This window comes from Escherichia sp. MOD1-EC7011 (assembly GCF_002965005.1).
GTDB lineage: Bacteria > Pseudomonadota > Gammaproteobacteria > Enterobacterales > Enterobacteriaceae > Escherichia > Escherichia ruysiae.
In genome coordinates this window covers 36,150-56,582 of record NZ_PTRD01000003.1, presented here as the reverse complement: position 1 = coordinate 56,582, position 20,433 = coordinate 36,150, and the positions used below count along the sequence as shown (strand labels likewise).

Here is a 20,433-nt window from a genome sequence, read left to right as displayed (position 1 = left end):
TGCTGGCGACAACCCCGTGTAAAAAGCTCACCGTAAGCGCATCCCACCAATTTGATTGCGTTTTATGGAGCAAATAATGTCTAACGTGCAGGAATGGCAACAACTTGCCAACAAGGAATTGAGCCGTCGGGAGAAAAACGTCGACTCACTGGTACGGCAAACGGCGGAAGGGATAGCCATCAAGCCGCTGTATACCGAAGCCGATCTCGACAATCTGGAAGTAACCGGCACCCTTCCAGGCTTGCCGCCCTACGTTCGTGGTCCACGTGCCACCATGTATACCGCTCAACCGTGGACTATTCGTCAGTATGCCGGTTTCTCCACGGCAAAAGAATCTAACGCCTTTTATCGCCGTAACCTCGCTGCCGGGCAAAAGGGTCTTTCCGTTGCTTTTGACCTCGCCACCCACCGTGGTTACGACTCTGACAATCCGCGCGTTTCAGGTGACGTCGGTAAAGCAGGCGTCGCTATCGACACCGTTGAAGATATGAAGGTGCTATTCGACCAGATCCCGCTGGATCAAATGTCGGTTTCGATGACTATGAACGGGGCAGTCCTGCCAGTACTGGCGTTTTATATTGTGGCCGCTGAAGAGCAAGGCGTTACACCCGATAAACTCACAGGCACCATCCAGAACGACATTCTGAAAGAGTACCTCTGCCGCAATACTTACATTTATCCGCCAAAACCGTCGATGCGTATTATCGCTGACATCATCGCCTGGTGTTCCGGCAATATGCCGCGCTTTAATACCATCAGTATTAGCGGTTACCACATGGGCGAAGCGGGAGCCAACTGCGTGCAGCAGGTGGCGTTTACTCTCGCTGATGGAATTGAGTACATCAAAGCTGCACTTTCTGCTGGCCTGAAAATTGACGACTTTGCCCCGCGCCTGTCGTTCTTCTTTGGCATCGGTATGGATCTTTTCATGAACGTCGCCATGCTGCGTGCCGCACGTTATCTCTGGAGTGAGGCGGTAAGTGGATTTGGAGCCAAAGATCCGAAATCACTGGCACTGCGCACCCACTGTCAGACCTCAGGCTGGAGTCTCACCGAGCAAGATCCCTATAACAACGTTATACGCACCACCATTGAAGCGTTGGGCGCCACACTTGGCGGTACACAATCACTGCATACCAACGCTTTTGATGAGGCACTTGGACTGCCAACCGACTTCTCGGCACGTATAGCCCGTAATACTCAGATAATCATTCAGGAAGAGTCAGAAATCTGCCGCACCGTCGATCCACTGGCCGGATCTTATTACGTTGAGTCGTTGACCGATCAGATCGTCAAACAGGCTCGATCCATCATCGCTCAGATCGACGAAGCAGGGGGGATGGCGAAAGCGATCGAAGCGGGTTTGTCAAAACGCATGATCGAAGAAGCGTCTGCGCGTGAGCAGTCACTGATCGATCAGGGCAAACGCGTGATTGTTGGCGTTAACAAGTACAAGCTGGATCACGAAGACGAAACCGATGTCCTTGAGATAGACAACGTGATGGTACGTAACGAGCAGATTGCTTCACTGGAGCGCATTCGCGCCACCCGCGATGATGCTGCCGTAACCGCCGCACTGAATGCTCTGACTAATGCGGCACTGCAAAACGGAAACCTGCTGGCTGCTGCTATTAATGCGGCACGCGTTCGCGCGACATTGGGTGAAATCTCCGATGCGCTGGAAGCCGCTTTTGACCGTTATCTGGTGCCGAGCCAGTGTGTTACCGGCGTGATTGCGCAAAGCTATCATCAGTCGGAAAAATCAGCTTGCGAATTTGATGCCATTGTTGCGCAAACGGAACAGTTCCTCGCGGATAACGGCCGTCGCCCGCGCATCCTGATCGCCAAAATGGGGCAGGATGGACACGATCGCGGGGCCAAAGTCATTGCCAGCGCCTATTCCGATCTTGGATTTGACGTTGATTTAAGTCCGATGTTCTCGATACCAGAAGAGATCTCCCGCCTGGCGGTAGAAAACGACGTTCATGTGGTGGGCGCGTCCTCACTCGCTGCCGGGCATAAAACGCTGATCCCGGAACTGGTAGAAGCCCTCAAAAAATGGGGACGCGAAGATATCTGCGTAGTCGCTGGCGGCGTTATTCCACCGCAGGATTATGCCTTCCTGCAAGAACGCGGCGTGGCGGCGATTTATGGTCCGGGTACGCCCATGCTCGACAGCGTACGTGATGTACTGAATCGGATTAGCCAGCGTCATGATTAACGAAGCCACGCTGGCAGACAACATTCGGCGCTTACGTCAGGGTGAGCGTGCCACACTCGCCCAGGCGATGACGCTGGTAGAAAGCCGTCATCCACGTCATCTGGAACTAAGCTCTCAGTTGCTCGACGCCATCATGCCGTTTTGTGGTAATGCCCTGCGCCTGGGCGTTACCGGCACACCTGGCGCGGGGAAAAGTACCTTTCTTGAAGCCTTCGGTATGTTGCTGATTCGCCAGGGGCTGAAAGTCGCGGTGATTGCCGTCGATCCCAGCAGCCCAGTGACCGGTGGCAGCATTCTTGGCGATAAGACTCGGATGACCGAACTGGCGCGTGCCGATGCGGCATTTATTCGCCCGGTTCCGTCATCCGGTCATCTGGGCGGCGCCAGCCAGCGGGCGCGGGAGTTAATGCTGTTATGCGAGGCGGCAGGTTATGACGTGGTGATCGTTGAAACCGTCGGCGTCGGGCAGTCGGAAACCGAAGTCGCCCGCATGGTGGACTGTTTTATCTCACTACAAATCGCCGGTGGTGGTGATGATCTCCAGGGCATTAAAAAGGGACTGATGGAGATGGCAGATCTGATTGTCATTAACAAAGACGATGGCGATAACCACGCGAATGTCGCCATTGCCCGCCACATGTACGAGGGCGCTCTGCATATTCTGCGTCGCAAATATGACGAATGGCAGCCGCAGGTTCTCACCTGTAGCGCGCTGGAAAAATGCGGTATCGATGAGATTTGGCGCGCAATTATCGATTTCAAAACCGCACTTACCGCCAGCGGTCGTTTGCAACAAATGCGGCAACAACAATCGGTGGAATGGCTGCGTAAACAAACCGAAGAAGAAGTGCTGCACCACCTGTTCGCGAATGAAGATTTCGATCGTTATTACCGCCAGACGCTATTAGCAGTCAAAAACAATACTCTCTCGCCGCGCACTGGCTTGCGGCAGCTCAGTGAATTTATCCAGACTCAATATTTTGAATAAAGGAATTTTTATGTCTTATCAGTATGTTAATGTCATTATCATCAACAAAGTTGCGGTCATTGAGTTTAACTATGGCCGCAAACTCAATGCATTGAGTAAAGTCTTTATTGACGACCTGATCCAGGCACTAAGCGATCTCAACCGACCGGAAATTCGTTGTATCATTCTGCGTGCTCCGAGTGGTTCCAAAGTCTTCTCCGCAGGCCACGACATCCATGAACTGCCATCAGGCGGTCGCGATCCCCTCTCTTACGATGATCCGCTACGGCAAATTACCCGTATGATCCAAAAATGCCCCAAACCGATCATTTCGATGGTCGAAGGTAGCGTCTGGGGAGGTGCTTTTGAAATGATCATGAGTTCCGATCTGATCATCGCTGCCAGCACGTCGACCTTCTCAATGACCCCAGTTAACCTTGGCGTACCGTATAACCTGGTGGGCATCCACAACCTGACCCGCGACGCGGGCTTCCACATCGTCAAAGAACTGATTTTTACCGCTTCGCCAGTCACCGCCCAACGTGCGCTGGCTGTTGGCATTCTCAACCACGTTGTTGACATCAGCGAGCTGGAAGATTTCACCCTGCAAATGGCGCACCACATTTCCGAAAAAGCACCGCTGGCGATCGCGGTAATCAAGGAAGAACTGCGCGTGCTGGGCGAGGCGCACACGATGAATTCAGACGAATTTGAACGTATTCAGGGGATGCGCCGAGCGGTTTATGACAGCGAGGATTATCAGGAAGGTATGAATGCTTTCCTGGAAAAACGTAAACCTAATTTCGTCGGTCATTAATGCTCAGCGAATGAAGGAGTAAAAGATGAATATGATCTGGGCAAGGATGACCGCCGATGAAGCGGCGGAAATTATCCAGCACAATGATATGGTAGCATTCAGCGGCTTTACCCCTGCGGGTTCACCTAAAGCTCTACCTGTCGCTATTGCTCATCGTGCCAACGAACAACATGAGGCGAAAAAACCGTACCAGATTCGCCTGCTAACCGGCGCGTCAATTAGCGCCGCCGCCGATGACGTGCTCTCTGAAGCTAACGCCGTTTCATGGCGCGCTCCGTATCAAACATCATCTGGGTTACGCCAAAAGATCAATCAGGGGGCAGTCAGTTTTGTTGATCTACACTTGAGCGAAGTCGCGCAAATGGTTAACTACGGCTTCTTCGGCGACATTGATGTTGCGGTAATTGAAGCCTCAGCCATCGAGCCGGATGGACGTGTCTGGTTAACCAGTGGGATCGGTAACGCTCCGACCTGGTTACTGCGGGCCAAGAAAGTAATCATTGAACTCAATCACTATCATGATCCGCGCGTTGCGGAACTGGCGGATATTGTGATTCCTGGCGCACCACCGCGACGCAATAGCGTTTCGATCTTCCATGCGATGGATCGCGTCGGTACTCGTTATGTGCAAATTGATCCGAAAAAGATTGTTGCGGTCGTGGAAACCAACTTACCTGATGCAGGTAAGCTGCTGGATAAGCAAAATCCCATGTGCCAACAGATCGCCGACAATGTGGTTACCTTCTTATTACGTGAAATGGCACAGGGGCGCATTCCGCCGGAATTTCTGCCACTGCAAAGTGGGGTAGGCAACATCAATAATGCGGTAATGGCGCGTCTCGGGGATAACCCGGATATTCCACCGTTTATGATGTATTCGGAAGTGCTACAGGAATCAGTAGTTCATCTTCTGGAAACCGGAAAAATCACCGGAGCCAGCGCCTCCAGTCTGACTATCTCCGCCGATTCACTGCGCAAGATTTATGACAATATGGACTATTTCTCCTGTCGGATTGTGTTACGTCCGCAGGAGATTTCCAATAACCCGGAAATTATCCGCCGCCTTGGTGTTATCGCTCTGAACGTCGGCCTGGAGTTTGATATTTACGGGCACGCCAACTCAACGCATGTTGCCGGAGTTAATTTAATGAACGGTATCGGCGGCAGCGGTGATTTTGAACGCAATGCTTATCTGTCGATCTTTATGGCGCCGTCGATCGCCAAAGAAGGAAAAATATCAACCATCGTGCCGATGTGTAGTCATGTTGATCACAGCGAGCACAGCGTGAAAGTGATCATCACTGAACAAGGGATCGCCGACCTGCGTGGCCTCTCTCCACTTCAACGCGCACGCGCTATCATCGATAACTGCGCCCATCCCATGTACCGTGACTATTTGCATCGCTATCTGGAAAATGCCCCAGGAGGGCATATTCACCACGATCTTAGCCACGTTTTCGATCTGCATCGTAACTTGATCGAAACGGGTTCAATGTTGGGTTAATTGCTCGTACCATCACGATCTTCAGCAATTTGCTGTAGTATCGTGGCGGTATAGCGATGATTTTTCAGTGAATAGAGGTATTCCTGCATGTACATTGGCGTATGCGGTGCATCGAAATATTTCAGCGTTGCCGGATTCACCAGTCGCCAGGCAAAATGTGGAATGACTGTCAGAAAATGTCCGCGCTCAACGGCGCTGATTTTGGCCATAAAACTGTAGGGGCGATAAATGATTGTTGGATTGATCCCACAAGGGCGCATGTTCGCATCAATCATCGCTTCATAGTTAGCGCGGTTCTGAAAGCGCATCTGTAACCACGGTAACTCCTGTAATAACTCCTGCTCCTGACGTTCTTCAAAACGGCGGGAAACAAGAAACCCCAGTCGCAGCGGCGACAGCTCGCTGATAGTTAGATTTTCCAGCCCCTTAACACGGGCGGATACATGCTGCGGAGAGATAATAAAATCAAACTGGCGGTAGAAGAGATTATCGATAACCCCATTTTCGCTAAACTCAACCGGCTGGGCAGTCACCCCTTCATATTTATCACCAAGACTGATTAGCTGATCAAAAATAATCGTCGGATACGTATTATCGATGCCAATGACAATTTCATGAGAATGACGCCCGGAATTATGAATTTCATTATCAATAGCAGAAAGTCGTTGGTAAACCGGAAATAGTTTTTGATAAAGTTCCTGTCCGGCTTTATTGAGACTAATGTTGTTATCTTTACGGGTAAACAGCGTATAACCAATTTGTTCCTCCAGCGCGGCAATACTTTTGCCAAACGGTGAAGCCGTCATATGTATTTTTTCTGCTGCCCTGGCAATATTATTGGTTTGCGCTAATAAAATAAAATTGCGCATCTTTTTTGAAATAAAAATATCCATACCCTCTCCCCAAACATCACTGTCCGCTTAACCGTTTCAGTTATTCAATCTTTGATGATATCGCGAGCAAAGATAGGTAATTGCATCATGGTTTTACAGAAAATTACAGAAAAAGGAGACGATATAAGGTGAAGACATTAGCCCGACAAATGAGTCGGGCTAAATGTATTATTGTGCGGTAGGTGTTTTTGCCGGTTGCTGATCAACGGGTTCTAACTGGAAGACCACATCCACCTGGTCATCAAACTGAATAGCGGCCTGCTCGTAAGTTTCCTGAGTAGAAACCGGCGCGGCATCAGCTTTCATCATTCGAACCATCGGGCTGGGCTGATAGTTGGAAACATGGTAGCGCACGCTATACACCGGTCCCAGTTTGCGATTAAAGCCATTCGCCAGCTCCTGCGCCTGATGAATCGCGTTATCAATCGCGGCCTTACGCGCTTTATCTTTATAGGCATCCGGTTGCGCTACTCCCAGCGAAACAGAACGAATTTCATTGAGACCAGCCTTCAGCGCGCCATCCAGCAAAGAATTCAGCTTGTCTAACTGACGAACTGTTACCTCTACCGTTCTCACTGCCCGGTAGCCTTTCAGAATACTTTTGCCATCCTGGTAATCGTAATCTGGCTGGGTACGTAAATTCGCAGAACTGATATCTTTTTTCGCGATCTGATTGAGTTCAAGGAAAGAGATATATTGCGCCACGCGCTCATCCGCTTGTTTTTTGGCGGTAGCAGCATCCTTCGCGGCCACATTAACTTCAATAGCAAGAGTGGCAATGTCTGGCACCGCATCTACGCTTGCCGTTCCTGAAGTGACAATGTGCGGACCATCCGGTAGTTCATTGGCCTGTACTGCCATCCCGCTGAAACCCATCAATGCCGCCAGGGCGATAACTTTGAACTTCACGTTAGTCTCTCCGTGTTTATTTACTTGCCCAAAATTCAAAACCTCTGTAGGCAAGCTTAGCGTCTCTGTTTTTATTTTCCATCAGATAGCGCCTAACTGAACAAGGCTTGTGCATGGGCAATACCATCTCTCGCCAGCTGTAGGGCGATAAACCACATTACGCCACCAACAATAATATTAATAATACGCTGCGCTTTGGCGGTACGCAGACGCGGTGCCAACCAGGCAGCGAGAAGAGCCAGACCAAAGAACCACAAGAAAGAGGCGCTAATCGTCCCAAGCGCAAACCAGCGTTTTGGTTCAACATCGAGCTGCCCGCCGAGGCTCCCCAATACCACAAAGGTATCCAGATAAACATGGGGATTCAGCCAGGTCACTGCCAGCATGGTGGCAATAATTTTCCAGCGTCCCTGTTTCATGACTTCAGCACTAACCAGCTCAATATTACTGCTCATCGCCGTTTTAAAAGCGCCAAAACCATACCACAGCAAGAAGGCAACGCCGCCCCAGGTGACCAGCGCCAGCAACCACGGTGACTGCATCAGTAACGCGCTACCGCCAAAAATCCCGGCGCAAATCAGAACCAAATCGCTGATTGCACAAAGTAAGGCAATCATAATGTGGTACTGGCGGCGAATACCCTGATTCATCACAAAAGCATTTTGTGGACCGAGCGGCAGGATCATAGCCGCCCCAAGCGCAAGACCTTGAAAGTAATAAGAAAACACGTTGGATATTCCGAATTAAGTATCTGATGCAGAGACTATAGCGCGGGAATGTTATTAGTGGAAATTGATATTATTAATTGGCAATCAGAATAACTAATAAGAGAGAGGCCAGATAAATTATCTGGCCTCAGCGTTGATTATGCAGCTTTGTCCTCTTTCACCCGCTTAAAATTCACATCCATTTGCGGATACGGGAAGCTGATACCAGCGGCATCAAACTCGCGTTTAATACGCTCCAGCACATCCCAGTAAACGTTTTGCAGATCGCCGCTGTTACTCCAGACGCGGACCACGAAATTAATCGAAGATGCGCCAAGCTCGTTCAGACGCACGGTCATTTCGCGATCTTTTAAAATGCGATCGTCAGACTGGATAATATCGGTCAGGATCTGCTTCACCTGATCGATATCGGAATCATACGCCACACCAATGATAAATTCGTTACGGCGCGCAGGCTCGCGAGAGAAGTTAATAATATTACCGGCAATAATTTTACCGTTCGGAATAACGATAATTTTACCGTCTGCAGTGCGCATAGTCGTAGAGAAAATCTGCACGCTCTGCACTGTACCGGCAACACCGCCGAGGTCGACATATTCACCGGCACGGAACGGACGGAACAGTACCAGCAACACACCAGCGGCCAGGTTAGACAGAGAACCCTGCAACGCCAAACCTACAGCTAAACCTGCGGCACCCAGCACGGCGATAACCGATGCAGTTTGTACCCCCACACGACCTAACGCTGCGATCAGCGTAAAAGCAATAATCGCATATCGGGCTAATGCAGAGATAAAATCAGCAACGGTGGCATCTATGTTACGGGAGATCATCAGGCGATTCACCGCGTTGGAGATCATCCGCGCGATAATCAAACCAATGATGATGATCGCGAGAGCCGCCACGATGTTTACAGCATAACTCAGCAACAGCGCCTGGTTGTTCACCAACCACGAACCTGCACCGTGTATGCTATCGACAACATTCAAATCTTCCATTCAATATTCCTTTTTAACTGACTCAAAATGGAGAAATACACTCCGCTGCCTTATGACGGGCAGTCTGACAAGGGTAAACAATAAAGCATAATTTTGCCAAATAGATCACAGATTTCTCCTGTCCATCACCTTGCTTTTGACGAAAAAAAAGACCCGCAGAGCGGGTCTTGAGATAAGCAGAAAGGAATATCTTACAGAACGTCGATCGCGTTCAGTTCCTTGAATGCTTTTTCCAGACGAGCGATCATCGAAGTCTGACCGGCACGCAGCCATACGCGCGGATCGTAGTATTTCTTGTTCGGCTGATCTTCGCCTTTCGGGTTGCCCAGCTGACCCTGCAGGTAAGCTTCGTTTTCTTTGTAGTAGTTCAGAACACCTTCCCAGGTTGCCCATTGGGTATCGGTATCGATGTTCATTTTCACTACGCCGTAGCTTACGGAGTCTTTGATTTCCTGAGCAGTAGAACCGGAACCACCGTGGAATACGAAGTTCAGGCTGTTGTGCGGCAGGTTGTGTTTCTTAGAAACATATTCCTGAGAATCACGCAGGATGGTCGGAGTCAGAACCACGTTACCCGGCTTGTAAACACCGTGTACGTTACCGAAGGACGCTGCGATGGTGAAACGCGGGCTGATTTTGCTCAGCTCGGTGTATGCGTAATCAACGTCTTCCGGCTGGGTGTACAGTGCAGAAGCGTCCATGTGGCTGTTGTCCACGCCGTCTTCTTCACCACCGGTGCAACCCAGTTCGATTTCCAGAGTCATGCCGATTTTGGACATGCGCTCAAGGTATTTAGAGCAGATTTCGATGTTCTCTTGCAGAGATTCTTCAGACAGGTCGATCATGTGAGAAGAGAACAGCGGCTTGCCGGTAGCAGCGAAGTGTTTTTCACCCGCGTCCAGCAGACCGTCGATCCACGGCAGCAGTTTCTTCGCGCAGTGGTCAGTGTGCAGGATAACCGGAACACCATAATGTTCAGCCATCTGGTGAACGTGATGCGCACCAGAGATCGCGCCCAGGATAGCAGCACCCTGCGGAACGTCAGATTTCACGCCTTTACCAGCGATAAAGGAAGCACCACCGTTGGAGAACTGAACGATAACCGGCGCTTTAACTTTAGCAGCGGTTTCCAGTACGGCGTTGATGGAGTCAGTACCGACGCAGTTTACTGCTGGCAGTGCGAAGTTGTTTTCTTTTGCTACCTGGAAAACTTTCTGTACGTCATCACCAGTGATTACGCCAGGTTTTACGAAATCAAAAATCTTAGACATGTCTCTTGTCCTGTATCGTCGGGCCTTATACTCATCATACTTCAAGTTGTATGTGCTGCGTCTGCGTTCGCTCACCCCAGTCACTTACTTATGTAAGCTCCTGGGGATTCACTCTCTTGTCGCCTTCCTGCAACTCGAATTATTTAGAGTATGAAAAAATGCGTGCTCTAAAAGCGCGCTGAAACAAGGGCAGGTTTCCCTGCCCTGTGATTTTTTACTTCTTAGCGCGCTCTTCGAGCATCGCTACTGCAGGCAGTACTTTACCTTCCACGAATTCGAGGAATGCGCCGCCGCCAGTGGAGATGTAGGAGATTTTGTCAGCAATGCCGAACAGGTCGATTGCTGCCAGAGTGTCGCCGCCGCCAGCGATGGAGAACGCTTCGCTGTCTGCGATAGCGTTAGCCACGATTTCAGTACCTTTGCGGAAGTTCGGGAATTCGAACACGCCAACCGGACCGTTCCACAGAATGGTTTTCGCATTCTTCAGGATTTCAGCCAGTTCCTGAGCGGAAGCATCACCGATATCCAGGATCTGCTCGTCAGCTTTCACATCGTTAACAGATTTCAGGGTAGCCGGTGCAGTTTCAGAGAACTCGGTTGCTACGCGAACATCAGACGGAACCGGGATGTTGCAGGTGGTCAGCAGACGTTTAGCTTCGTCAACCAGGTCAGCTTCGTACAGGGATTTACCCACATCGTGGCCTTGTGCCGCGATAAAGGTGTTAGCGATACCACCACCAACAATCAGCTGGTCAGCGATTTTAGACAGGGAGTCCAGAACGGTCAGTTTGGTAGATACTTTAGAACCACCAACGATAGCCACCATCGGGCGAGCAGGTTCTTTCAGTGCTTTACCCAGCGCGTCCAGTTCAGCTGCCAGCAGCGGGCCTGCGCACGCAACGTCAGCGAATTTACCGATACCGTGAGTAGAAGCCTGCGCGCGGTGAGCAGTACCGAATGCGTCCATTACGAACACGTCACACAGTGCAGCGTATTTTTTGGACAGGGTTTCGTCGTCTTTCTTCTCGCCTTTGTTGAAGCGAACGTTTTCCAGAACAACCAGTTCACCTTCAGCAACGTCAACGCCGTCGAGGTAATCTTTAACCAGACGAACCGGGTTAGACAGTTTGTCTTTCAGGTAGTTAACAACCGGCAGCAGAGAGAATTCTTCGTTGTACTCGCCTTCGGTAGGACGACCCAGGTGGGAAGTTACCATCACTTTTGCGCCTTGTTTCAGGGCCAGTTCGATGGTCGGCAGAGAAGCACGGATACGCGCGTCGCTGGTTACTTTCCCGTCTTTTACTGGTACGTTCAGATCCGCACGGATAAATACACGTTTCCCAGCAAGATCCAGATCGGTCATCTTAATTACAGACATGGTGAATCCTCTCGTTGATTCTAAAAGTTTTGCAGACGCTGCTTGCGTCTTACCTGAAAGCAACAGTAGCCATAGCTAACGTCGTGTCGAGCATTCGGTTAGCAAAGCCCCATTCGTTATCGCACCAGACCAACGTTTTGATCAGGTGTGCGCCACTGACCCGGGTTTGGGTGCCATCGACAATGGCACTGTGCGGATCGTGGTTAAAATCTACAGAGACCAACGGCAATTCCGTATAGTCAACTATACCATGAAATGCACCTTGTGCTGATTTTTGCAGCAACAGGTTGACTTCATTGGCTTTTACAGGTTTCTTCACCGTCACGCTTAAATCGATTGCCGTCACATTTATGGTTGGCACACGTACCGCAATCGCTTCAAAGCGATCGTTAAATTGCGGAAAAAATCGTGTGATACCGGCGGCCAGTTTAGTATCGACCGGAATGATCGACTGGCTGGCTGCCCGGGTGCGACGCAGGTCAGGATGGTATGCATCAATAACCTGTTGATCGTGCATGGCGGAGTGAATTGTGGTCACAGTGCCGGACTCAATACCGTACGCATCATCTAACAATTTGATGACGGGAATTATGCAATTCGTGGTACAGGAAGCGTTAGAAACGATGCGGTGTTCCGCACGAAGTTGATCCTGATTGACGCCGTAAACAACGGTCGCGTCGAGATCGTTACTGCCAGGATGTGAAAAGAGCACTTTTTTGGCCCCGGCGGCAATATGCGCTTCGCCATGCTCGCGGGAGCCATATACGCCGGTGCAGTCGAGGACTACATCAACGCCAAGTTCACGCCAGGGGAGCGATTGCAGTGAACGTTCATGCAATACGCGGATGGCGTCATCACCAACAAAAAGTTGATCGCGTTCCTGTCGTACTTCCCATGCAAAACGGCCATGGCTGGTGTCATATTTCAACAAATGCGCCATGCCCGCAGCATCCGCCAGTTCGTTGATTGCCACCACGGTAATTTCCGCCCGGCGTCCGGATTCATACAAAGCACGAACCACATTACGCCCGATGCGACCGAAGCCATTTATCGCTACGCGTACGGTCATAGATCTCCTGCAAGGTTTTCCCTGAGCAAATTTGCCAGACAGAGTAATCCAGCAAATCGTCCGGGGAAACCTTACCTGTCGCAAACTGCGACTGATTGGTTAATTGTCGAACATTTAATCGACTGAAACGCTTCAGCTAGGATAAGCGAAACGTGGAATAAAAGGAATGATTGTCCAGTCAAAGAAAACAAATATCTGACTTACGTCACGTTTTCAGCCCCGCCCCTGTGGAATTTATTCCACTTTGCAGAATCACGAATAAGCGTAGCAAAATCTTTTCGTTGTGCCGTCACAAACCCTGACTTATATCAGAATATGACTGATGCAGCGTCGATATTATCCGCAATACGTCCGAGTTTCGGAGTACTCCAATGATGACATTGCCCTACCCATATTCTTCCTCCGCACGCTTTTACGCACTGCGCCTCCTCCCCGGGCAGGAAGTTTTTTCCCAGCTACACGCTTTTGCACAGCAGCAGCAACTTCATGCCGCCTGGATTGCAGGTTGTACCGGCAGTCTGACTGACGTCGCCTTACGCTATGCCGGGCAAGAAAACACGGCCCTACTAAGCGGTAAGTTCGAAGTCATCGCATTGAACGGCACGCTGGAACGGAGTGGTGAACATCTTCATCTCTGCGTTTCCGATCCACACGGCACGATGCTTGGCGGTCATATGATGCCCGGCTGTACCGTGCGGACCACGCTTGAACTGGTGATCGGCTGCCTTGAGGAACTGGCGTTTAGCCGCCAGCCTTGCGCGCTTTCTGGTTACGACGAGTTGCATATTTCCCCCGTTAAATAACTACTTTCAGAGAGGTTTTCTTATGGCGCGTCGCCACTTTTCCAGTCAGGCACTGGTGTTGATCGTTATCTCTATCGCCATCAATATGATCGGCGGGCAACTGGCCAGCATGGTCAAATTACCTATATTTCTCGACTCCATCGGCACACTTATTAGTGCGGTACTGCTTGGTCCGGTGATCGGGATGCTGACCGGCTTACTGACCAATTTACTCTGGGGATTGCTGACCGACCCGATCGCCGCCGCATTTGCGCCCGTCGCGATGGTCATCGGCCTGGTCGCCGGTTGGCTGGCGCGAGCGGGTTGGTTTCGCACCCTGCCGAAAGTCGTTGTCAGCGGCGTGATTATTACGCTTGCGGTCACAGTCGTTGCTGTACCGTTACGTACTGCTCTGTTCGGCGGTGTCACCGGTAGCGGAGCCGATTTGTTCGTTGCCTGGATGCACTCTATGGGGCAAAACCTGGTGGAGTCGGTGGCGATTACGGTGATAGGCGCAAACCTGGTCGATAAAATTCTTACAGCGGTGATTGTCTGGCTTTTACTGCGCCAGCTGCCGATTCGCACCACGCGTCATTTTCCGGCAATGGCTGCCGTGCGCTAAATGCATCCGTTTACCTCATTAACGCTGTGGGCGCTGGCAGCCTGCACCACGCTTATCCTGCCCACACAGACAATACTGCCAGTCTATAGCGCGGCGACCTTTTTCTGCCTTATTGCGCTAAAGGCCACGCGGCGGCGAGCAAAATATGTCGTCTGGCTGATGTTCTCGCTGGGGGCTGGACTGTGGCTGGTACACGGTGGCTGGCTGACAGAATGGATAAGCGGAACACCGCGCAATCCAGAACGTTGAGCATTTGCTATTACGCTCTGGCTGCGCATTCTGGCGATTGTTTCCACTTCGCAGTTGTGGATGCAGTACGTCCCCGTGCAATGTTTTATCCGCGCTTTGTTTGCTTCTCGCCTGCCGCCGGGCGTCGCTTATCTGTTTGCCGGACCGCTGCTGGTCGTTGAGCAGTTAAAACGGCAATTAGCGATTATTCATGAAGCACAGCGTGCGCGTGGCGTGCCGCTGGATGAAAGCTGGTATCAACGCTTATGTGCGATGCCGGCGTTAATCATACCATTAACCCATAATGCGCTTAACGATCTGGCGATCCGTGGTGCGGCGCTGGATATGCGGGCATTTCGCTTACATAACCGGCGCACTACGCTATGGGCACCACCTGACAGTAAATTACAAAAAGTGGCTCGTTACACCATGATATTGCTGATGCTGGCAGAACCCGGAGTGTGGCTATGGTTACGTTAGAACAGTTTCGCTATTGCCCGACGCACTCAACGCACTCTCCATTCGGTTATGACTTTCACTATGACAACCCGGGGATGGTCGCCATCTTTGGAGACAACGGCAGCGGCAAAAGCACGCTGGCGCAACTGATGGCGGGTTGGTATCCGGACTTCCTGCCGGGTGACATCGCTGGCACGGGAATGCTCCTCAATACGCCCATTGGGCAACTCTCGCTAAGCGAACAAGCCGCTACCATTCAACTCGTCCAGCAATCTCCCTATTTGCAGCTTTCCGGCTGTACCTTTAGCGTGGAAGAAGAGGTTGCCTTTGGGCCAGAAAATCTGTGTCTTGATGAAGCAAAGGTTATGGCGCGCATTGACGCTGCCCTGACCCTGACCGAGTGCCAGCCGTTGCGTCATCGCCATCCGGCAACACTCTCCGGTGGAGAAACCCAACGCGTGGTTATCGCCTGTGCCATCGCTATGCAACCAAAACTATTAATTCTTGATGAAGCCTTTAGCCGCCTGACATCACAAGCCAGCGAAATTCTGTTGCAGCGTTTGCAGCACTGGGCGATGGAATGCGGTTCGCTGGTTATTCTGTTTGAACGTCATCCCACACCTTTTCTGAACTATTGCCAGCATTCCTGGTGGTTACATGACGGAGTACTCCAGCCATTATGTTAACGTTAAATCAGGTGACTTATCGCTGGCCTGGCGCGGCAACAGATTGTCTTTGCGACATTTCGCTGCAACTTAAACAAGGTGAATGGCTGGCGCTGACCGGCGACAACGGCGCGGGAAAATCGACACTGTTACGCATCATGGCGGGTCTTCTTCCCCCATCTTCCGGTACAGTAATATTGCAACAACAGGCATTACATACGCTTAAGAACCGCCAGCGCGCGGCAAAAATTGGCGTACTGTTTCAGGAAGCGGAAAACCAGTTGTTTCATAGCACCGTCGCCGAAGAGGTCGCCTTTGGTCTGAAATTACAAAAATTCTCACCCGCAGACATCGCAAAACGCACCGAATACGCCCTGCAATGTTGTCAGTTAGCAGACGTTGCCAGCGCGCATCCGTTAGACCTGCATAGCGCACAGCGACGGATGGTCGCCGTCGCCAGTCTGGAAGCTCTCGCCCCGTCACTGTTGTTGCTGGATGAACCCAGTCGGGATTTTGACGAAAACTGGCTGGGCGTGTTTGAGTGCTGGCTGGAAAAATGCCGCCAACGAGGCGCGAGTGTCGTGGCAATCAGTCATGACGCCGCATTTACCCGGCGTCATTTTTCCCGTGTTATCCGTCTGGAAGACGGCACTGTGAAAGAGGTCAATCTGCCAGACGATATTCGCCGCTATCCGTCATCATTAAGGTCAAATTTGCGGGCAGACTCTGTTCAAGCACCCGGCGAACATTTGGGCCGTCGGTACGTTCATAAAAGGCTTCAGCGTCTGCCAGCGATAACCCTCCCGCCAGCTTGCGCCCCACCAGCCGTTCCCGTAACGCAGCTGCGGGCGCGTTGATAAAGATCGAGAAATCACAAAATTGCGCAAGTATGCGCCATTTCTCGTCATCCAATAACAGCCAATTTCCTTCTACGATAATGATCGGTGCAGTAACGTGTAATGCATCTTCTATGGGATCATGCTTTTGTCGATCGTACTGCGGCCACGTACAATCCCCTTCCACTGCCCGGCGCAGATTTTCCGCCAGTTTCGCCACGTCGAACGTCTGCGGTGCGCCTTTATAAGAGCGAAGCTGATGCTCATCCAGCCAGATGTTGTAATGGTGAAAACCATCCATCGGGAGCGTCTGAATAGTGGGTAGTTCCGGGTCTTGTTGCGCGAGATATTCCCAGAAGGTGGTTAGGGTAGATTTACCCGTCCCCGGCGGAGCGCAAAGAAATACCACCGCACGCCGCTGTGGATTTACCGTCTGTAAGGCCGCCAACATGCGCAGCAACGGTTTATGTACATTTTTTATCTCATCATCATGGTACTGCGCCTGTACCTTCAGCCCATTCACCGTTAATTCAATTTTCACGGCGTTAATTCCTTTAAGGTGGTCGTTACTGCCAGCGTCAGCGCCGTTTTGACCATCCTGCTAAAACGCACCTCTGACCAGACGGCGAAATCGGCGAACTTCATCGCTTTCAACGCGTCATAGAGCGTCGCATTGCGGGTTATGCTATTGACGTTGCTGATAAAATCCCAGGTCATGTCATCGGCAAATCCGGGCGTTTCATCCTGTTCGTTCAGGTAATGCCAGAACTGGGAAAAATGCGTGATATCGGCGTACAGCCATTTATCCATTTTCCCCAGCGCATAAATCAAACGCAGCGCAACATCAATATCGTCAAGCGGGCCGCTTTGGGCGAGTAACGGTTTCACTGCATATTCGACGATCTCTTCATCGTTATCGACAAATAGCGACGGCAGAAACTGGCGTATTCCCTGGAGCAAAATAGAATGCGCAGTTTTCATAAATGAATATAAATTGTCCTGTGCGTCCAGTTGCTCAAGCACATCATCTTCTGTCAGCGTCGCCATTCGTCTTCCGATAGATCACCATCAATGCAGGGAATCAATTATATTACACGTTTGGTCCGCGCCGCCGATCAGTAATGTCTGCGTCCGCACTCCATTCGCCGTCTGTTGTATACCGTTCACCAGCTCTCCACCCGTGACGCCTGTGGCGCTAAAGAGGATATCTTTCCCCCTCGCCGATAACCACTCGTCCACGAAAAGCGACGTCGTTTAATGCCTGGCGCATCGCAGTGACCGCCAGGCCATCAATTTTATTTTTATCGCCACATCCGGTTTGCGGCCAGGCAGCCAACGCTGCCTGTTCCGTAACGCGAAATAATGGCCACGCCAGGGACATCATTGCGCGGCCTCCCCGATATCAACGCCAAATTGCGCCAGCAGATATTTCTCGGCCTGTTCATTCCAGATGCCGTGCGTTTCCTCAACCAGCCGCGCCAGCTCTTTAAACAGCGGATCGGTTTTGCCTTTTTCGGCAAAATCGGCAATGGCAGTGAGCGGCATGGTGACACCGTTATAAATGAGTTTTTTACCGCCGGGGATATCCGGCAGATTGAGCACGGTTTCTGGCACCGCATCCAGCCCACCAATATGGGTCACCATAAACGACGGTTGCAACTGCCCCGTGGCGCTAAGGGCAATCGCCTCTTTCATGTCGTCCGTTGAACCGCCGGATGTACCGACGACGTGCGTGCTGTTGTAATGGACGTTGTAGAAGTTAAACGGCACTTTGAAGTTTTTATCCGTCGGGCCGGCAAAGAAGTTCAGGCAGCCGTCTTCTGCCAGCAACTCATCAGCCATCTCAACGACCGAAGGCACCGCCGCATAGACAAACACGTCATCGAATCCGGCATCTCCTGTCAGCGTCCGCAGCGTCTGGACTGGATCGCTCATCCCTTTGGTATTCACATACACCAGCTCAATGCCTTTACTGGCCGCCAGTTCTACCGGCAGCAACTTCTGCACCTGTGCCAGGCGTTTTTCGTCGATATCAACCACCACTACCCGCGACGGTTGTATGCCGCCGTTAATGGCGTAATCGATAGCGCCAATTCCCATCGGGCCAGCACACGCCAGCAGCGCAATATTGCCGCCAGGTTTGACGCCCATGCGATGCTCATAAACATATTGCGTGGTGTGATAATTGGCATGATAAGCGCCAATAATGCAGCACATAGGCTCTGCCAGCGACGCAGCAGCAAAATAAGAGCCGTGATACGGTAATACACAGCCCAGGTTAATGGCGATTTCGGGAATAATCATATAGGTGGCATTACCGCCGAAATATTCGTAGCTGTATCCGGCTGAATATCCACTGGGTAATCCCATTGCTGGTTGCAATACAAAACGCTGGCCTTTTTTATATTTGCCAGTGAGATTTTTACCCACTTCGACAATAACCCCGGCACATTCATGCCCGGTAATGACCGGATGATTTTCTAAATCGTCGGGTACGCGTTTATGTTCACTACCGAGTAACGCCGCTTTCCAGGTCGATAAACAGACGCTGTCAGAAATTACACTCACTAACAGTTCATTATCGGTAATTTCGGGCAGTTTAAATTCGCGCAGACGGACGTCCCGCTTGCCATAAATAGCAGCAACTTTGGTTTTCATTTTTATCTCTGTAATCAGTGTTTATGTTCGGCGGTTAATTGATTAAATAAGGTGTCGAGCTTTGGATCACCAATATAGTTATTAATCAATATCAGCGGTTTATCCGTCACACGTTTCACGCGTCCTTCCAGACTGGCGTGTGTGACCACAATATCGGCATCCGCAGGCACGTTTTCTATCGCGTAATGTTTTACTTCTATTGCCAGCCCCGCTTTTTCCAGGCGCTTACGGAAGGTGGTTGCGCCCATCGCGCTGGAGCCCATCCCCGCATCGCAAACAAAGGCAATACGCTTAACCCGGCATAACGAGAATGCACCTTCTTGTTTCATCGCTTTAACCGCATTGGCTGACTGAGCAAACTCATCTTCGCTCTCCGTTTCCACCGTTTTTTCCATCTTCAGTATCAGGGAAGTGATGGCAAAGGACACCAGAGTACCGAGCGTAACACCGGCGATTGTCGCCAGGAACGAACCTTTCGGCGTCAGTGCCAGGTAGGCAAAGATAGACCCCGGACTTGGGCCTGCCACCAGACCACCGTCCAGCAAATTAAACATCCAGGTTCCAGACATACCGCCCGCAATCATGGCGATAATGGTCAGCGGCTTCATCAACACATACGGGAAATATAGTTCGTGGATGCCGCCAAGAAAGTGAATAATCATCGCCCCGGGCGCAGAACGTTTACTCATCCCTTTACCAAACAAGGTAAACGCCAGCAGCAACCCCAACCCTGGCCCCGGATTCGACGCCACCATAAAGAAGATGGATTTGCCGTTAACCGAAGCCTGTTGCATCCCCAACGGGTAATAGACGCCCTGATCTATCGCGTTATTGAGGAAAAGCACTTTCGCGGGTTCATTGATAACAGACAGCAGAGGCAGATATCCCGCATGTACCAGCGCCTCAATACACTCTTTGACGAAAGTATTGGCAATTAACACCGCTGGACCGATAACTTCAAAACCTAGCAGGCAGAGAGCCATCCCGGCGATACCTAATGAGAAGTTATTGATAACCATCTCAAAACCAGCGGGGATGCGTTTTTCCAGTGCCTTATCGATATATTTAATCATCAGGCCGCCAAGCGGTCCCATAATCATCGAACCCAGGAACATGGGGATTTCAGCACCCACAATTACGCCAATCGTCCCTATTCCCCCCATCACCGCACCGCGTTTACCGCCGACCAGGTGACCACCGGTAGAACCAATCATCACCGGTAATAAATAGGTAATCATTGGACCGACAATTTTGGCGAAATGTTCGTTAGGCAGCCAGCCGGTAGGAATAAATAATGCAGTAATAAAACCCCAGGCAATAAAAGCACCGATATTGGGAATGACCATAGCGGTCAAAAAGCCCCCAAAAGCCTGAACCTTTGCACGAGCAGACTTGTTTTCCATAATATTATCCTGTAGAGGAGAGAGT

The 20,433-nt window shown here is 50.9% G+C and carries 18 protein-coding genes and 3 pseudogenes; 9 read left to right on the top strand and 12 right to left on the bottom strand.

The annotated features are described in order from the left end of the window. The first annotated feature begins 76 nt into the window (after nucleotides 1-76). Genes scpA through scpC form a run of 4 tightly spaced genes read left to right on the top strand, consistent with a single transcriptional unit; the run spans nucleotide 77 to nucleotide 5,509 of the window. Entirely contained in the window at nucleotides 77-2,221 is a 2,145-nt protein-coding gene (scpA, locus tag A7098_RS01815) for a methylmalonyl-CoA mutase (RefSeq protein ID WP_105280237.1), read from the top strand. Next, the gene (gene meaB, locus A7098_RS01810; protein ID WP_105280236.1) at nucleotides 2,214-3,209 is read left to right on the top strand and encodes a methylmalonyl Co-A mutase-associated GTPase MeaB; all 996 of its coding nucleotides are present in this window, start codon (nucleotides 2,214-2,216) and stop codon (nucleotides 3,207-3,209) included. Before scpA ends, meaB begins: the two co-directional genes overlap by 8 nt. Nucleotides 3,210-3,219: 10 nt before the next feature. Then, complete coding sequence (gene scpB / locus A7098_RS01805) at nucleotides 3,220-4,005, top strand: methylmalonyl-CoA decarboxylase (RefSeq protein WP_000122066.1); 786 nt, start codon at nucleotides 3,220-3,222, stop codon at nucleotides 4,003-4,005. A 25-nt stretch (nucleotides 4,006-4,030) separates the two neighbouring features. Beyond that, nucleotides 4,031-5,509: a propionyl-CoA:succinate CoA transferase gene (gene scpC, locus A7098_RS01800; RefSeq protein WP_001056014.1), complete on the top strand. Its 1,479-nt coding sequence runs from the start codon at nucleotides 4,031-4,033 to the stop codon at nucleotides 5,507-5,509. On the opposite strand, the gene A7098_RS01795 is transcribed toward scpC, so the two are convergent. The 7 genes from A7098_RS01795 to epd all read right to left on the bottom strand — a co-directional run bounded on the left by A7098_RS01795 (nucleotide 5,506) and on the right by epd (nucleotide 12,755). Beyond that, nucleotides 5,506-6,402: a LysR family transcriptional regulator gene (locus tag A7098_RS01795; RefSeq protein WP_000350788.1), complete on the bottom strand. Its 897-nt coding sequence runs from the start codon at nucleotides 6,400-6,402 to the stop codon at nucleotides 5,506-5,508. The two genes, scpC and A7098_RS01795, sit on opposite strands and share 4 nt — an antisense overlap. Before the next feature lie 168 nt (nucleotides 6,403-6,570). After that, nucleotides 6,571-7,311: an oxidative stress defense protein gene (locus tag A7098_RS01790; RefSeq protein WP_000669825.1), complete on the bottom strand. Its 741-nt coding sequence runs from the start codon at nucleotides 7,309-7,311 to the stop codon at nucleotides 6,571-6,573. 92 nt (nucleotides 7,312-7,403) lie between these two features. Further along, the gene (argO, locus tag A7098_RS01785; protein WP_000493354.1) at nucleotides 7,404-8,039 is read right to left on the bottom strand and encodes an arginine exporter ArgO; all 636 of its coding nucleotides are present in this window, start codon (nucleotides 8,037-8,039) and stop codon (nucleotides 7,404-7,406) included. A 137-nt stretch (nucleotides 8,040-8,176) separates the two neighbouring features. Beyond that, nucleotides 8,177-9,037 carry a small-conductance mechanosensitive channel MscS gene (gene mscS / locus A7098_RS01780; RefSeq protein WP_000389806.1) on the bottom strand — a complete coding sequence of 287 codons (861 nt, stop codon included), beginning with the start codon at nucleotides 9,035-9,037 and terminating at the stop codon, nucleotides 8,177-8,179. Between the two features lie 191 nt (nucleotides 9,038-9,228). Beyond that, a complete protein-coding gene (fbaA, locus tag A7098_RS01775; RefSeq protein ID WP_000034374.1) occupies nucleotides 9,229-10,308 on the bottom strand; it encodes a class II fructose-bisphosphate aldolase in 1,080 nt (359 codons plus the stop codon). 214 nt (nucleotides 10,309-10,522) lie between these two features. Beyond that, nucleotides 10,523-11,686: a phosphoglycerate kinase gene (gene pgk, locus A7098_RS01770; RefSeq protein ID WP_000111269.1), complete on the bottom strand. Its 1,164-nt coding sequence runs from the start codon at nucleotides 11,684-11,686 to the stop codon at nucleotides 10,523-10,525. 49 nt (nucleotides 11,687-11,735) lie between these two features. Continuing rightward, nucleotides 11,736-12,755 carry an erythrose-4-phosphate dehydrogenase gene (gene epd, locus A7098_RS01765; RefSeq protein WP_105280235.1) on the bottom strand — a complete coding sequence of 340 codons (1,020 nt, stop codon included), beginning with the start codon at nucleotides 12,753-12,755 and terminating at the stop codon, nucleotides 11,736-11,738. Between the two features lie 371 nt (nucleotides 12,756-13,126). On the opposite strand from epd, the gene A7098_RS01755 reads away from it, so the two are divergent. The 5 genes and pseudogenes from A7098_RS01755 to A7098_RS01735 form a co-directional block, all read left to right on the top strand. Next, nucleotides 13,127-13,558 (top strand): PPC domain-containing DNA-binding protein, encoded by a 432-nt coding sequence (locus tag A7098_RS01755; protein WP_105280234.1) that lies wholly within the window; start codon nucleotides 13,127-13,129, stop codon nucleotides 13,556-13,558. A 22-nt stretch (nucleotides 13,559-13,580) separates the two neighbouring features. Next, entirely contained in the window at nucleotides 13,581-14,159 is a 579-nt protein-coding gene (locus A7098_RS01750; RefSeq protein ID WP_000113903.1) for an ECF transporter S component, read from the top strand. After that, nucleotides 14,160-14,867, top strand: a pseudogene (locus tag A7098_RS01745) (energy-coupling factor transporter transmembrane component T). It abuts the gene before it with no gap. Next, nucleotides 14,855-15,532 (top strand): energy-coupling factor ABC transporter ATP-binding protein, encoded by a 678-nt coding sequence (locus A7098_RS01740; RefSeq protein WP_105280233.1) that lies wholly within the window; start codon nucleotides 14,855-14,857, stop codon nucleotides 15,530-15,532. Before A7098_RS01745 ends, A7098_RS01740 begins: the two are co-directional and overlap by 13 nt. Beyond that, nucleotides 15,526-16,194, top strand: a pseudogene (locus A7098_RS01735) (ABC transporter ATP-binding protein); the annotation flags it as partial. The gene A7098_RS01740 and the pseudogene A7098_RS01735, both read left to right, overlap by 7 nt. On the opposite strand, the gene A7098_RS01730 reads toward A7098_RS01735, so the two are convergent. From A7098_RS01730 to cmtA, 5 genes and pseudogenes are all read right to left on the bottom strand, one after another. Beyond that, nucleotides 16,175-16,888 (bottom strand): nucleoside/nucleotide kinase family protein, encoded by a 714-nt coding sequence (locus A7098_RS01730; protein ID WP_105280232.1) that lies wholly within the window; start codon nucleotides 16,886-16,888, stop codon nucleotides 16,175-16,177. The pseudogene A7098_RS01735 and the gene A7098_RS01730 overlap by 20 nt on opposite strands. Then, entirely contained in the window at nucleotides 16,885-17,394 is a 510-nt protein-coding gene (gene fumE, locus A7098_RS01725; protein ID WP_105280231.1) for a fumarase E, read from the bottom strand. Before fumE ends, A7098_RS01730 begins: the two co-directional genes overlap by 4 nt. Before the next feature lie 21 nt (nucleotides 17,395-17,415). Beyond that, nucleotides 17,416-17,731: pseudogene (locus A7098_RS01720) on the bottom strand (fructose-bisphosphatase class II). Continuing rightward, nucleotides 17,728-19,005: a zinc-binding dehydrogenase gene (locus tag A7098_RS01715; RefSeq protein WP_105280230.1), complete on the bottom strand. Its 1,278-nt coding sequence runs from the start codon at nucleotides 19,003-19,005 to the stop codon at nucleotides 17,728-17,730. Before A7098_RS01715 ends, A7098_RS01720 begins: the two are co-directional and overlap by 4 nt. 14 nt (nucleotides 19,006-19,019) lie before the next feature. Next, a complete protein-coding gene (gene cmtA, locus A7098_RS01710; protein ID WP_000428775.1) occupies nucleotides 19,020-20,408 on the bottom strand; it encodes a PTS mannitol transporter subunit IICB in 1,389 nt (462 codons plus the stop codon). Between the last annotated feature and the right edge of the window lie 25 nt (nucleotides 20,409-20,433).